The 13,323-nt window shown below is 39.8% G+C and carries 11 protein-coding genes; 1 reads left to right on the top strand and 10 read right to left on the bottom strand.

Features of this window, described 5'->3' with window-relative positions; all coding sequences use genetic code 11:
- Positions 1–27 precede the first annotated feature (27 nt).
- The 3 genes from AS005_RS08055 to AS005_RS08045 are packed head-to-tail and all read right to left on the bottom strand — an operon-like array spanning position 28 to position 3,837.
- On the bottom strand, positions 28–1,332 hold the full coding sequence (locus tag AS005_RS08055; protein ID WP_101511200.1) for a DUF438 domain-containing protein: 1,305 nt from the start codon (positions 1,330–1,332) through the stop codon (positions 28–30).
- 46 nt (positions 1,333–1,378) lie between these two features.
- On the bottom strand, positions 1,379–3,406 hold the full coding sequence (locus tag AS005_RS08050; RefSeq protein ID WP_101511199.1) for an RND family transporter: 2,028 nt from the start codon (positions 3,404–3,406) through the stop codon (positions 1,379–1,381).
- Positions 3,403–3,837, bottom strand: a complete 435-nt coding sequence (locus AS005_RS08045) for a MarR family winged helix-turn-helix transcriptional regulator (RefSeq protein ID WP_101511198.1) — start codon at positions 3,835–3,837, stop codon at positions 3,403–3,405. Before AS005_RS08045 ends, AS005_RS08050 begins: the two co-directional genes overlap by 4 nt.
- Before the next feature lie 108 nt (positions 3,838–3,945).
- On the opposite strand from AS005_RS08045, the gene AS005_RS08040 reads away from it, so the two are divergent.
- Positions 3,946–5,340, top strand: a complete 1,395-nt coding sequence (locus AS005_RS08040) for an MATE family efflux transporter (RefSeq protein ID WP_101511197.1) — start codon at positions 3,946–3,948, stop codon at positions 5,338–5,340.
- Here the strand turns inward: AS005_RS08040 and nagA are convergent.
- The 7 genes from nagA to AS005_RS08005 form a co-directional block, all read right to left on the bottom strand.
- Positions 5,333–6,424, bottom strand: a complete 1,092-nt coding sequence (gene nagA, locus AS005_RS08035; protein ID WP_101511291.1) for an N-acetylglucosamine-6-phosphate deacetylase — start codon at positions 6,422–6,424, stop codon at positions 5,333–5,335. The genes AS005_RS08040 and nagA overlap by 8 nt on opposite strands.
- A gap of 10 nt (positions 6,425–6,434) precedes the next feature.
- Entirely contained in the window at positions 6,435–7,424 is a 990-nt protein-coding gene (locus AS005_RS08030) for an SIS domain-containing protein (RefSeq protein ID WP_101511196.1), read from the bottom strand.
- 15 nt (positions 7,425–7,439) lie between these two features.
- Positions 7,440–8,261 (bottom strand): carbohydrate ABC transporter permease, encoded by an 822-nt coding sequence (locus AS005_RS08025; RefSeq protein WP_101511195.1) that lies wholly within the window; start codon positions 8,259–8,261, stop codon positions 7,440–7,442.
- Positions 8,254–9,156, bottom strand: a complete 903-nt coding sequence (locus AS005_RS08020) for a carbohydrate ABC transporter permease (protein ID WP_101511194.1) — start codon at positions 9,154–9,156, stop codon at positions 8,254–8,256. Before AS005_RS08020 ends, AS005_RS08025 begins: the two co-directional genes overlap by 8 nt.
- Positions 9,157–9,217: 61 nt before the next feature.
- The gene (locus tag AS005_RS08015; RefSeq protein ID WP_101511193.1) at positions 9,218–10,483 is read right to left on the bottom strand and encodes a sugar ABC transporter substrate-binding protein; all 1,266 of its coding nucleotides are present in this window, start codon (positions 10,481–10,483) and stop codon (positions 9,218–9,220) included.
- Positions 10,480–11,883 carry a glycoside hydrolase family 3 N-terminal domain-containing protein gene (locus tag AS005_RS08010; protein WP_101511192.1) on the bottom strand — a complete coding sequence of 468 codons (1,404 nt, stop codon included), beginning with the start codon at positions 11,881–11,883 and terminating at the stop codon, positions 10,480–10,482. Before AS005_RS08010 ends, AS005_RS08015 begins: the two co-directional genes overlap by 4 nt.
- A gap of 24 nt (positions 11,884–11,907) precedes the next feature.
- Positions 11,908–12,972, bottom strand: a complete 1,065-nt coding sequence (locus AS005_RS08005; RefSeq protein WP_101511191.1) for an ROK family transcriptional regulator — start codon at positions 12,970–12,972, stop codon at positions 11,908–11,910.
- Between the last annotated feature and the right edge of the window lie 351 nt (positions 12,973–13,323).

Genomic DNA, 13,323 nt, shown 5'->3' with positions numbered 1-13,323 from the left:
ATAGTTTATCACAAGCCTAGAAGATTTTCAATCCTTCCAATCTAACAGTCTTTTTTCGCCTTCTAATTTCTTTATCTTGGTCACGTCTTGCACCACTTCGAGAGTTCCCAAATAGTCTCCGTTATTGTCTCTCACCGGGAAATACCTAATATGTATTATTTTACCTCCGAGATTTATCCAGAATTCTGCTGCTTCCTCTTTACCCTCTTTGAAAGCTTTCAAGATTTTGTTCACAATATGAACACTTCTCGGTGGGTGACAAAATTGTACAGGTCTTCCGATGACAGTTGGAGCACGATGGAAAATTCTTTGCCCTTCGGAGTAAAATCTCACTCTGTCGTTACTATCGATGAAAGTTATGTCGAAAGGAAGTGTTTTGAACATATTTTCAAGCTCTTTTTTGCTCAAGTAACCATGCCCAATGTTTATATCTTCCTCTTTTACAACTTGATATTCATCGGGTTTCAACGTACCAACAACTTTTTTCACTTCCTCCGGAATCTTTTCGAACGTTTCCTCACTCACTCTCGGGTCAGTCTGGTACGGCAGAAGAGGCTCAACATTTGGGTGCCATTCATCCTTTATAGAGATTTTGTAGTAACCGATTTCTTTTTCATAGAGCTTTATGGCCAACCATTCTCCATCGTCCAGAAGCACCTTTAGCGTTGGATAGAGTATGTTGTTTTCTCTGAAAACCATGTCCACCAACATTCTCGAAAGTTCTTGACATTCTCTTTTCAACCTCTCGTCGTCCTCCTCTTTTTCCAACAAATCCGATAGAAGCTTTATTTTCAATCTCACCTCGTCGTGTTTTGACCAAAGAACGGTAGGAACAGCTGTAATGCCCCTTCTTTCTAGGTAAGGGAACACGAGCATTTCCTCCCGTGTGTAATGTGTAAAACCTATCAGCTTCATTTTGGATACGTGTTCTTTCAATTTTCTCAAAAACTCTTCCCTTCTCGGATCTTCTTTCGGTAAAGAAAAAACAGTCGAACTCAGCAACGATAAAGCTTCAGCATCTTTCAATATTTCATTGTTTTCCTCATAAAGGGTGCGTAAAGGATGTCCATTCGGAAGCCGTTCTATCTCTCTTCCTGCTTCAGAAACAGCCCCTCTAAAAAATTCAACGTGGAGGTCACACATCTTTATAATGTCCTTGACTGTTATCTCTCCCTCTTTAAGTAGCTCTTGCTCTATAACGGGTATTTCAAAAGGAGACAAATTGGAAAGTACGTTTCCAAACTCTTGTCTCAAAGAAGCAGGATCTTCTCCTTCGTGAATTCTCTTCAACAGTGTTTTGAGAAGTTCTACTTTTCCCTCGTTACCTGGCATAAAATACCACCTCCAAGCAAATTAGGTACGACTCACTAATTATATTTTACCATTTCTTCGGTCTTTCAAGAATTAATGGTTGGACTACCAAAGTGAATGTTGCTCCCACTCCTATTCCAAGCATCATGAGAAGAGAGAGATTTTTGAACAATGCAAGCTCAGAAAAGAGAAGAACTGCGAATCCCGCGATCAATCCCAAAGCATTCGTGACGATGGATGGACCTACATTTCTGAGTACCAAATAAGGGTTTTTTAGTCTTCTTTCCTCAGACGCTATATGTATGGAGTAATCTATTACCAACCCCATCAATATCCCCGAGGTTATGGACGTGGAAACATCCAAGCTGATTCCAAACGTTGCCATGAAGAAGAAATTAAATATAGTCGTGAACACTATCGGTATCATCACACTGAGTGCGGTGATAGGCTTTCGGAATATGATGAAGACCATGATAAAGATCAAAATCGAAGCGAGTACGATACTTTGTATCTGAGATCTCATAATACTTTCGTTTATATCATTCCATATCAAAACAGACCCTGCGACATAATGTGACCAACCAACTTCTTCAACCATCTTGTCGATCCACTCTCTGACTTCTCTAACGTGTTTGTATCCTTCAGGAGAGAGATTGACAATGATTCTTATCTTGTTTCTATCTCCAACGAAAGTTTTCAAAAAAGGATTGGTCCTGGAAAGTGCATACATTATCGGAATGGGTATATCCACAGGGAAAACAACGCTAACTATGTAATCGTTCTTTTTTATTCTTTCAGCAAGATTCTTTATCACGCGTGAGTCTGATCCAACGAAAGGTTTGTCTTTTTCCAAAACGAGATACACAGGTTCCCTCAAATGAAATTTCTCAACTATCAAATCGTAAGCTTTTCTCGGTTCAGAATCCTTGCTGAAGTAAGACACCATATCCGAACCTATCTGTATTCTTTTGAGCAAGAACGGTGAAAGAACAGCCAAGGCAATAAAGATTACAAAAACAATGAAAGCAAGTCTTTTTCCAACATATCTCATTCCGAAACCTCTCGGTATCTTTTTAGGAGAGTAATTCCTGAACAATTCTATCCCCGAAGTAAATATTACAAGAACTACAACGGCAAGACCTGCGGAAACCAGGATTCCAAGCTCACGAAAAGCCTTTATATCTATGAAGATAAAAGACATAAAACCAGCGGCGGTGGTAAGCATAGAAAACAAAATGGGTTTGAATATGTGTTTTATCGCCTCTTTCTTATCTTCGAATCGAAACAAAGCGTTATAGAAATGAAGCCCATATGCGGATCCGATAATTAAAAGAAACGAAACAGTCATCACCGTCATGGTATTTAGAGACCTTCCTGTCAAGAAAAACACTGCAAAGACGAATATGGTTGCTAAAACAGGAACTATCAAGGAGAAAATCGCCGCTCTGAAAGATCTCAGTTGGTAATAGAAGAGAAGAAAAATCGCTATGAACATGAAAACAGGATAAACGAACATTTGTCTTACAAGCTCTTTGAATAGAAAACTATCTAGAACAGCTTCGCCGAAAAGATAGCTTTCTTTAAAATGTCCGGAAACAAGTTGTCTTAACTCCGATATTTTGCTTCTTGCATCAACATCAGCTTTAAATATGACATTCAAAAGCGCATACTTTCCATCCGGAGTGATGAAACTTTCTGCATTGGGATCTTTCAAAATATCTTCTGAAATGGTTCCATCCTTTGAGTAATAGCTTCCCAAACTGAATCCAGAGAATTTTGGCAAATTAACAGGGCTCATAACACTGGAAACGTAATCTCTCTCTTCGATCTCTTTGTGGAGCTTGTAGAGACTTTTTGCATCACTAAAGAAACTCTTGTCATTTCTCACCACAATTACGATAGAAGAGCTTCCTTCGAAATCTTTTGAAACCTTAAAGAGATTCTTCACATTTTCGTTGGTGGTTCTCTCCGGATCACCGTTATAACCTGGAAGAAAAACCTCCGGACCGGTTTCTATTTTTCCAAGAGAGAAAACTATTATGAAAGATATGAAAACCAGTGAAATGTAAAGTACGGTAAAAGCGTATCTTTTCATATATCCATTCCCTCCCTTGTCAAAGCCAGCACCAATCTATCGAATCCTTCGCCGATTATCCGCAAATCTTTTTCAGAAAATTTTCTAAGAACGATTCCTACGAGTTTATCGAAGTCGGAAATGACTTCTTCGAATGTCTTTTTTCCCTTCTTTGTCAGAATTACTCTGAAAGTCCTTCTATCATCGGGATCCATTTCTCGGGCAACAAGTTCCCTTTCTTCAAGGGAATCCACCACGTTCGTCACATTACTTTTCGTCGTCGCAAGGAACTCTGCAATTTCTTTCATTTTTTTTGGACCGAAAAGTGCGATATAAAGAAAAGCGTAAAGCTCCGTTGTCTTCATATCTGAAATCTCCTCGTTTGACAACAAGAATTTAGAAAACCTCATGACCAATGAAAAGAGAGTTTTGAATATCTCCAAAGAATCCATTCTCCCACCTCCATTTTTTTGACTGTCCAAAAAGAAAACAGTTCATATATTTTACTAAATAGTTCACCTTCCGAACTATTTGGTGTAAAATAGTACCCGGTGATGAGGATGAAATATTCGCTATTGAGAAGCTATTTATCAAAAGAAAAGGTACCAAAGATTAGAAAAGAACTCATAAAACTTGCATTGCCTGCTATGGGAGAAAATGTTCTTCAGATGCTCTATGGAATGGCAGACACTGCCTTTTTGGGTCATTATTCCTGGAAATCAATGAGTGGAGTGGGACTTGCAAACCAAATTTTTTGGGTTATCCAAGTTGTTCTCATCGCAGCCAGTATGGGAGCGACTGTTACTATAGCAAACGCACTTGGAGCTAGAAACAAAAAAGCTTTGAGAGCAATCGCATGGAATGGGATCTTTCTGGCACTCTTCACAGGAGTTGCTCTCACTGTTCTCACATTTTTCTCTGAGGCCTTGATATCTATCTTTCCAAATTTGGAAGGTGAAATAGAGAATGCAGCAAAATCTTATCTGAAAATCATCCTGGCAGGCTCTTTTGGGTTTTCGATAATGGCAGTGTTTTCCGCCATGTTAAGAGGTTTGGGAGACACTAAAACACCGATGATTGTCACGGGAGCAACAAACTTTCTCAACATCTTTTTGGATTACGCTATGATATTCGGAAAATTTGGATTTCCTGAATGGGGAGTGAAAGGAGCGGCTGTTGCAACGATATTGTCTCGATTTTTTGGAGCTGCCATCCTCTTTTTCATTGTATTCAGGAGAGAGGAATTCCATCTCGGAGAAGGATTCGAACCACCTAGATGGAGTGTTCAAAGGGAAATTTTACGCGTTGGTTTTCCAACTGCTGTGGAGAATCTCGTGTTTTCCGTAGGAGTGTTGGTATTTGCAAACATTCTTCTCATAGCTGGAGCAGAGGCGTACGCAGGACATAGAATAGGTATAAACGTGGAGTCTTTATCCTTCATGCCAGCTTTTGGCATTTCGATAGCCATTACAACACTTGCGGGAAGATACAACGGCATGGGAAGTAAAGAGCAACTTCTCGGAGTTGTGAGACAAGGATGGATTCTGAGTCTTCTCTTTCAAGTAACCGTTGGCATCATCATCTTTCTTTTCCCGGAACCTCTAATAAGGATTTTCACCAGCGATCCTCAAATAGTGGGAATCGCGAAACTTCCCGTGAAGATAATTGGATTATTTCAATTATTCTTAGCAACAGAGTTCAGTATGAACGGAGCACTTCGAGGAACAGGAAATACTCTCCCTCCAATGGTCATAACCTTCATCTCTATTTGGTCAGTGAGACTTCCAATCGCTTATATAATGGTAAGGTTCTTTAATCTTGGGCTGCTGGGTGCATGGATCGGTATGATTGCCGACATCATTTTCAGGAGTACTCTGAAACTCTTATTCTTTCTTTCGGGAAAATGGGAAAGAAGGGCTCTTATCACAAGAAATAGGGTGAAGGAACTCAGTTGATTTTTTTGTAAACGATTTCTCCTCCTTTCAGTGTAAGTACGGGATCAAGGTTTTGGTTCAACATGACCAAATCTGCTGTTCCACCTTCTTTTATTCTTCCAACTTCTTTCATTCCAAGCTCGATACAACTGTTATAAGAGGATACAAGTGCTACTTCTTTAAGAGTAGCTTTTGTGAATTTGACAAAATTTTTCACTGCTTCTGAGAACATCAGTGTACTTCCCGCTAGGGTTCCATCTTCCAATCTTGGAACACCGTTCTTCACCCTCACAAGAAGATCCCCCAAGAAAACTACACCATCACGTACTCCTGTAGCCGAGATGGAATCAGTTACAAGAACAATGTTTCTGGCTCCTTTCACCTTATAAACGAGCTGTATCATCTCTTTCGATAAATGTACTCCATCGCAAATGAGTTCTAGCTTCACATCTTCCAACAAAAGTCCTGCACCTGTGATGCCTATTTCCCTATGATGAAGCGGTCGCAATGCATTTGGAAAGTGAGTAATCCGCCTGACGCCTTTTTTGTAAACCCGCGTAAATTCTTCAAAGGAAGCGTTAGAATGGCCAGCAGAGAGAACAAATTCCTTTTCGAACAGTAAATCAATATTTTCTAACTCTGGAGCGAAGGTAATGATTTTAACAGGAAAAGAAAGTTCATTCACTTCTTTCTCAGATGGTGATTTCAGATATTTCCTGCTGTGAGCACCTCTTTTCTCCTCAGAAATATAAGGACCTTCCAAATGCAATCCTTTCATAGATGTGTTAAGCTTACTCGCGATATAGTTTTCTGCTCTGTGTAGAATCTTCTTTACATTCTCAAAAGAGGTAGAAACCGTAGTAGCTAGAAAAGATGTCACACCCTGTGAATAAAGGTACTCTTCCATTTTTTCAAATTCACAATTCATGGTATCAGCACCCATGATTCCATGAATATGAGGGTCCACAAAACCTGGCATCAAAATTCCTTTGATGTTGTGATAGTATTTCTTCTTGATCCTCGCTATTTTCCCTTCTTCTATTTCTAAGTCTCCTGTAAATTCTCCATCCAGCGGATCCACAATGAGAAGACCTTCTAGTACCATACTCAACACCTCATAGAACCACCGTTTTACTGAGATGTGGAGGATTATCTGGAGAAAGTCCTTTGGCAATTGCTTTTTCGTAACCAAGAATGTGCGACGGAATCGTTCTCAAGAACGCTGAACGCCAGTCGTTCGAAATAGGTATATCACCTGATTCCCCTATTTCGACAACCGTTGCCCCAAGTGTTTTGAGTTCTTCTTTTAATTTCTTCTCCTGTTCGTTCATATCTTCAACTTTGTGAATGAAAATCAGTGTTTTTTCTCCCACTAAAGCTTTTGGCCCGTGTCTGTATTCTAATGTTGAATAGGCCTCGGAGAAAGTTGTGGACATTTCTATACATTTTAAAGCGGATTCCAGGCCCACACCAAAAAACTCTGCCATTCCGAGAAAGACAAAGTGTTCATACTTCTGAACACTCAAATCTTTCACAACCTTCTCCGCAAGATCAAAGAAATCCTCTGTGTAATCTACCAGTTCTTTGTACAATTCTAAGGAGTTTCCCACGAGCTCATCTGCAGCAACCATCAATGTGAGAAGAATCAAATTGAAAGATTTCGTCATGACGATAGCGGATTCTTCTACTGGAAACACAAGAGGAATATCGCTCTCTTTGGCAATTCTAGAAGATTTTTCTATTGTCACTCCTATAGTTGTGTAACCTTTGCTTTTTAAAATTTCTTTTGCTAACAAAACCTCAGTTGTATTTCCCGTCCTCGAGAAGAGAAAAGCAATTCCTCTGTCTCTAATTTTGGGTGCTTTGTTGAATGCAATTTCTCCCGCAGGAATCGCTTTGCTTCTGAGGTTCAATATTCTCTCGAAATATTGAGACACAATGAAAGCAAGATTGTAAGAACTTCCACATCCTACAAAGAGGACTTCGTTCTCCAGATTCTTTTCCAGCTCCCCGAGAAATCTACGAACGATCTTTTGGGCAAATTTTTCAAAAAAGATCTTCAACTCTATTTTTTGATCTCTCACCTCTTTCAAAACAACAGACATCTTTTTCTACCTCCCTTAGTATTTGACACCACCAGCTATTGCATTCACAATGTATCTTTGAGCGAACAAGAACAAAACGATCACAGGTAGTATGGATAGAACAATACCCGCCGCGGTGTACCTGAAGTTGACTTGAAAGGTACTGTTCAAATAAACCAAAGCAACCGCCAAAGGATATTTATTGGAATCGGAGAGTACAACGAGAGGCCATAGAAAATTATCCCACCACGTTATCACCTGAAAGATGGTAAGAGTTGCTATATCAGGTTTTATCAAAGGAGTTATTATTTTCCACCAAATGTAAAGCTCACCCGCCCCATCGATTCGAGCAGCGTCCTCGAAACTCTTTGGCACACCAAGATACGCTTGTCGAAGCATGAATATTCCAAACATGGTGACCGCTTGTGGGAGAACAACCCCCATATAAGTGTTGAGCAACCCTAGTTTCCTCAAAGTAAGGTAATTCACGATGAGTGTGTTCTGAACAGGAATCATCATAGGAAGCAAAATTAAAAACAATACAACTTTTTTTCCTTTGAAATCTATCCTAGCAAGTGGATATGCTACCATGAGTGAGAAGAGGACGTTCAGAAGAGTTCCAACACCTGCTATTATGAGTGTGTTCAAGTAATATCCGCCAAGTTTTACCGTTTTCCATGCACCTACATAGTTGGAAAAGGTTACAGGCCATGGAAACAAACTCGGTGGGTATTTATAAACGTTGCCCCCTGCTTCGAAGGATGTCTTGGCTATCCAATAGAACGGCCAGAAAGAGAGGATAGCAAAAAAAGAAAGAACAACGTACACGATGGCTTTCCTTATGACAGCTTCACGCATAATAGCTCTTTAGACCTCCTTCTCTGAAGATAAAGAAATTCAAGAGGGAGAATGCAATGACAACAAAACTGAAAAGAATGGCAGCTGCGTTGGAATAACCGAATTGTAGGTATCCAAAAGCTTTGTTGTATATGAAGATACCCATCGTTTCTGTCGCGTGCACAGGTCCACCTTTCGTCATAGCATAAATTTCTCCAAACACGTTCAGAGCCGCTATAGAAGACATCGTAGAACAAAACAGGATGTACGGTTTCAGCAAAGGAACGGTTATCTTGAAAAACACCTGCGAAGGTTTTGCTCCGTCAACTCTGGCAGCTTCGATGAGTTCAGTGGGAATGCTCTGCAGTCCTGCAAGATATATGACCATGTAATAACCGAAACCTTTCCACATAGTAACGAACATGATGGCAAACAAAGCTATCTTCGGATCGGACAAAAAAGCGATAGGTTCCTTTATAATATGAAGAGATTGAAGCAAGAAATTCACAAACCCCTTTTCTCTGTACATCCACTGCCAAGTTATAGCCGCTATGGTTATTGGCGTGACAACGGGAAGAAAAATGAGGGTTCGGAAAAAGCTTCTCCCTTTCAAAGCTCTGTTCAACAAAACAGCTAGAATCATAGAGATCAATTGAAGTGGAGGGACAACTAAGAGATACAACAAACTATTCTTGAAAGCGTTCCAGAAAAGAGGATCTTTGAGAAGATTCACATAATTCTGGAGTCCCACGAACAAAGATTCACCAACCATATCGTATTGGTAAAAGGATATCTTGATTCCGAAGATTAAGGGGTAATATATAAATAGGATCATCAACAATGTAGGAATCGTAATGAAAAAAAATGCAAGTGTTAACTGTTTTTTTCTCAATTTCTGATGATACCTGTTTTTCATTCTTTCTCCCCTTTCGGTTATCTGTAAAGGAGAGGGGGGACTCCCCTCTCCCCACCCTTCTTTACTTCTTGGACTGAGTACTGATCAGATATCTCCAGTACTTTGTTGTTTCCTTGAGAGCTGTTTCAGCATCCTTTTGTCCGAGGAACACCTGTATGATGGCATCTTTCAACCTATCAAACGCTTCTTTTCTGAATGGGATATCGTCGTTGTAGAACGTGATATTTTCAAGATACTTAGCACCCATAATCCTGGCTTTTGCTGCTAAGGTACCATCATCTTTCGAGAACCATGAATCATTCACAGCAGCTTTCAACGTTGGGAAGATAGTCACGAGTTTACAGAACGCTATCTGATTCTCAAGATTAGCAACGAAAGCTGCAAATTTTGCCGCTTCTTTCGGATTTTTTGATCCTCTTACTATGTTTAGAGTTGAATACCATCCACTCATTCTCACGCCTGGTTTGGGTGCAGGAATTGGTGCCACATCGGACTTTTCGTAAATTTCTGGAGCGTTCCACTTGACTCTGTCCGCAAATTGAACACCTGTGATCAACATTGCGAGTTCTCCTGCTTGGTAAAGTTCAGTCGCTCTCGTCCATTCTCCACCCTGAACGATTTCGCTTGGAAGGTACTTCAACTTGTAAAGGGTTGCCCACTTATTGAGAGTATGAACATGATTTGGACTATCAAACAACACATCTTTTATTCTGTTGTTTTCGTCAACTGTGTACAGATTCAAACCGTCCCAATTGAAGATCGCTGATGGATCTTGGAATATGGTCGGCAGAACGCCATATTTTCCAGTTTTTTCCTTGATTATTACAGAGTAAAGGAGTATCTCGTTCCATGTCTTTGGAGGATACTTAGGATCAAGCCCTGCTTCTTTGAATATTTCCTTGTTGTAGAAAATCACATCAACTGCTGTGTACCATGGAATACCATAAATCTTGCCTTTCCAAGTGAGTCCTTTCATCATGTTGTCAAAGTACTGGTTCAGTACCTCTTCTGGTAAAAGATCGTTCAAGGGGAACAATACTTTTTTCTGCGCGAACTCGATCGTCCACTGGGCATTCAAATTAACGACATCAGGTGGATTCCCAGAAGAGTAAGCGGCAAGTAGTTTCTGTTGAAGAACATCCCAAGGTACATCCTCCCAAACGATTTCCACATCTGGGTTGAGCTCCTCGTATCTGTCAATGATCCCCTGGATGAAATCCGTGAATGTTGGCTTGAGCGACATAGTCCAGAAGACGATCTTCGTCTTTGGGAAGACAAAGACAGACAAGAGAACCACAAGCATCAAGACGAACAGAGCTTTCCTCATGCATCACACCTCCCTACAAGATGTCTTAAAGCTTTATAGATAGAAAGGGGTTTTGTTGACAAAGTAACGACGAACCTTCTATCTTTGAAGTGTTTCCAATCACTCGGATTTCTAATCACAAAATACGTAGTTTTCTCAGCTGGAAGTTCTAAGTGAGCTTTGAGAGCTTCTTCATTCATCGACGCGTTTACTACAAAATCCAATATCAAACCATTTTCAACTTTTTTCTCAGGGCCCTTTGTCACATTGTAACGGATCACCTCTTTCACTTTGAAAAATCTAGAGACAACCTTTGGAATTTCATCGTAATCTAATCCCGTTAAATCCGCAGGACTCAAATTTTCACTGGATGGCACTAAAACAACAACCTCTTCTTCATTTGAAAGAGATACATCCTCTTTGAAAAGCAAAGCTTTTTCAGAAACTTCAGACAGAAATCCAAAACCGCCAGAGAATTTTGCTTTTCTCAAATATTCTTCCACGATTTTCACAGATCTTTCCAACACATCTTTCTCAATTTCTTCATCTTTTACAAGCCTTTTCAGAGTCTCATAATAAACTGGTAAATTCCTGTAGTCGCTCAGTAGAATCATGTTCCCTCCTGCTTGGAAAAAGAGCTTCACAATCTCCTCCACCGAGAAATTTGCAGAAATGGCCTTCATTTCCATGGCATCACTAACAACAAGACCCTTGAAACCTATTCTCTCTCGAAGTATGTCTTTGATTAATACTTTAGAAAGGGTGGCGGGAAGGTCATCGATTTTGGGATATCTTATATGGGCTGTCATCACGGTTGCATCTTTCACTTCTTCTAAAACTCTCCTGAAAGGATACAAATCTGTTTCCCAAAGTTCTTCGAGAGTTGCATCCACTTCGGGAAGTTCATAATGAGAATCTTTTTTTGCCCTTCCATGGCCAGGATAGTGCTTCACACAAGGAAAAACACCGCTTCTTAGGTATCCACTGCAAGCTTTTAAACCATGTTGGGCTACGAGTTTCGGATCACTTCCAAAACTCCTCAGATCGACAACTGGGGCACTTCCTTTAAAAAAGAGATCCAAAACAGGTGCAAACACCATGTTGAAACCAAGCACATTCATGATTTTTCCCGAGAGCTCACAATATTTCTCTGTGTAACTAGAATCCACTCTTCCAAGAGACAAATTTCCTGGTGAAGATGGAATGTACTTTAAAACCTCAAGTTGTCCTCCCTCATGATCGGAACTTACAAGAAATTTCCCTTTTTTTGAGAGAAAATTCAGAAAGTCGAGAAACAGATACTCCTTGGAAAGAAGACCAGGATAGATTAAAATACCCGCAGGCGAGTATTTCTCAATAATTTCAACGACTTCATCGTTGAAGTCATCAAAACCACAGAAAAACAGTTTTCCATAGTCCATTGAATATCACTCCTTCCATTCTTTTCATTCTTTGACCAACCTGATAACCTCTTGAGCAAATTCGTAGTCTCTCACTATCTTTTTCCAGAAAGCACGAGCAGCACCGAAAGCTGTTGTCCAAAGACCTTTTTCATCAAATAAAATTTCAGTTTCCGAAATACGCCTTTTTTGAAGACGTTTTCTAATTTCCTTTTCAAGCTCCTTTACAAATATATCTGGAAAAAGGACGATATCGCCACCGAATACGAGTGCTTCTGGATCGAACAAATAGGCTACAAAGGAAGATATCGAGATCAGCTTCTCCAAGAGTTCCGAAAAGACTTTAAAGGGAAGTAATTTTAGGTTCGTTTCGTCTATATTCAACGGTTCATCGAGAATGGGAGGAAGAGTGTGTTCCTCAAATTCACCGGCGGCTCCTTTCGAACCTTCGTACAACCTATCTTCAAGCCAAAGCCCTGCACCAATCCCTACCGGAAGATTCAAATAATATGGGACAGAAAGAAGAAAGTACACCACATTCTTTCGCCGATATGACGAACCCACCACAGCAGCATTAGCATCATTGAGAACAATGGATTTTAGGCCAATGCTTTTTTCGATCAAATTTGCAAGCTCAAGGTTTTCAATTTTTATTGCAGAAGAAACGATTACCTCTCCATTTTGAATGATTCCTGGCATTCCAATTGAGATGCCAATTATACTCCTGTATTTCCTAAGAATCGTTTTCATTGTTTCAAGCAAAGCAGGGAGGAAGTTGCTCCCTGTAAGATCCTCATGCTTTTCAAAGGTATGAACAGGATTCCCTCTAACATCTATCACCACGCCCATTAACCTGTTTTGTTCGATACCGATACCTCCAACGAAAAACTTGCTTGGATTCACCGAAAAAAGACTGGTTTTCCTACCACCTTGTGAACCAGGTGCAAGTTCTTCTGTTTTTACAACAAAACCTGATTCAATCAGTGGCCGGAAATTTCTTGAAACAGTCGAAGGATTTATGGAAAGCTCTTTTGCAATTCCCTTCATAGAAACTTTTTCGTGTTCTATCAGAACTCGTAAGATTTGGTGTTGGGTTGGAGAAAGAATCATAGCATTTACCCCCTTGATGGTTAGTTGCATGCTGCACGCAACTTCATATTGTATTGTTAAACAAAAGGTATCACCATGTCAAGTTAATTTGCAGTTAATTAACAATTAAAATTCTAACGTTTTACCACATCTATTTTGGATTTATAGAGTGTTCAGGAGATCTTGTACGATGGGCACGAAGAAGATATTCAAAAACATGTGGCTCCAATAACCGTTTGATAGGACATACATAAAAAACTCGAAATATATTCTTTTTCACAGAAATATCAAAAATTATTTTCGATTAATATGTATTTTTTCTTGTTTTCATTCAGTTTTAATACTTGAATTTGGTAGGTGTTTTTTTGTTAT

The sequence above is a fragment of the Thermotoga sp. KOL6 genome (assembly GCF_002866025.1).
Taxonomy (GTDB): domain Bacteria; phylum Thermotogota; class Thermotogae; order Thermotogales; family Thermotogaceae; genus Thermotoga.
The sequence above is the reverse complement of the archived record's forward strand: the minus strand, read 5'-3'. Positions and strand labels throughout refer to the sequence as shown.

Coding starts and splice junctions, on each gene's coding strand:
- AS005_RS08055 (WP_101511200.1), bottom strand. CDS start 1,332: ATGCCAGGTAACGAGGGAAAAGTAGAACTTCTCAAAACACTGTTGAAG.
- AS005_RS08050 (WP_101511199.1), bottom strand. CDS start 3,406: ATGAAAAGATACGCTTTTACCGTACTTTACATTTCACTGGTTTTCATA.
- AS005_RS08045 (WP_101511198.1), bottom strand. CDS start 3,837: ATGGATTCTTTGGAGATATTCAAAACTCTCTTTTCATTGGTCATGAGG.
- AS005_RS08040 (WP_101511197.1), top strand. CDS start 3,946: ATGAAATATTCGCTATTGAGAAGCTATTTATCAAAAGAAAAGGTACCA.
- nagA (WP_101511291.1), bottom strand. CDS start 6,424: ATGGTACTAGAAGGTCTTCTCATTGTGGATCCGCTGGATGGAGAATTT.
- AS005_RS08030 (WP_101511196.1), bottom strand. CDS start 7,424: ATGTCTGTTGTTTTGAAAGAGGTGAGAGATCAAAAAATAGAGTTGAAG.
- AS005_RS08025 (WP_101511195.1), bottom strand. CDS start 8,261: ATGCGTGAAGCTGTCATAAGGAAAGCCATCGTGTACGTTGTTCTTTCT.
- AS005_RS08020 (WP_101511194.1), bottom strand. CDS start 9,156: ATGAAAAACAGGTATCATCAGAAATTGAGAAAAAAACAGTTAACACTT.
- AS005_RS08015 (WP_101511193.1), bottom strand. CDS start 10,483: ATGAGGAAAGCTCTGTTCGTCTTGATGCTTGTGGTTCTCTTGTCTGTC.
- AS005_RS08010 (WP_101511192.1), bottom strand. CDS start 11,883: ATGGACTATGGAAAACTGTTTTTCTGTGGTTTTGATGACTTCAACGAT.
- AS005_RS08005 (WP_101511191.1), bottom strand. CDS start 12,972: ATGATTCTTTCTCCAACCCAACACCAAATCTTACGAGTTCTGATAGAA.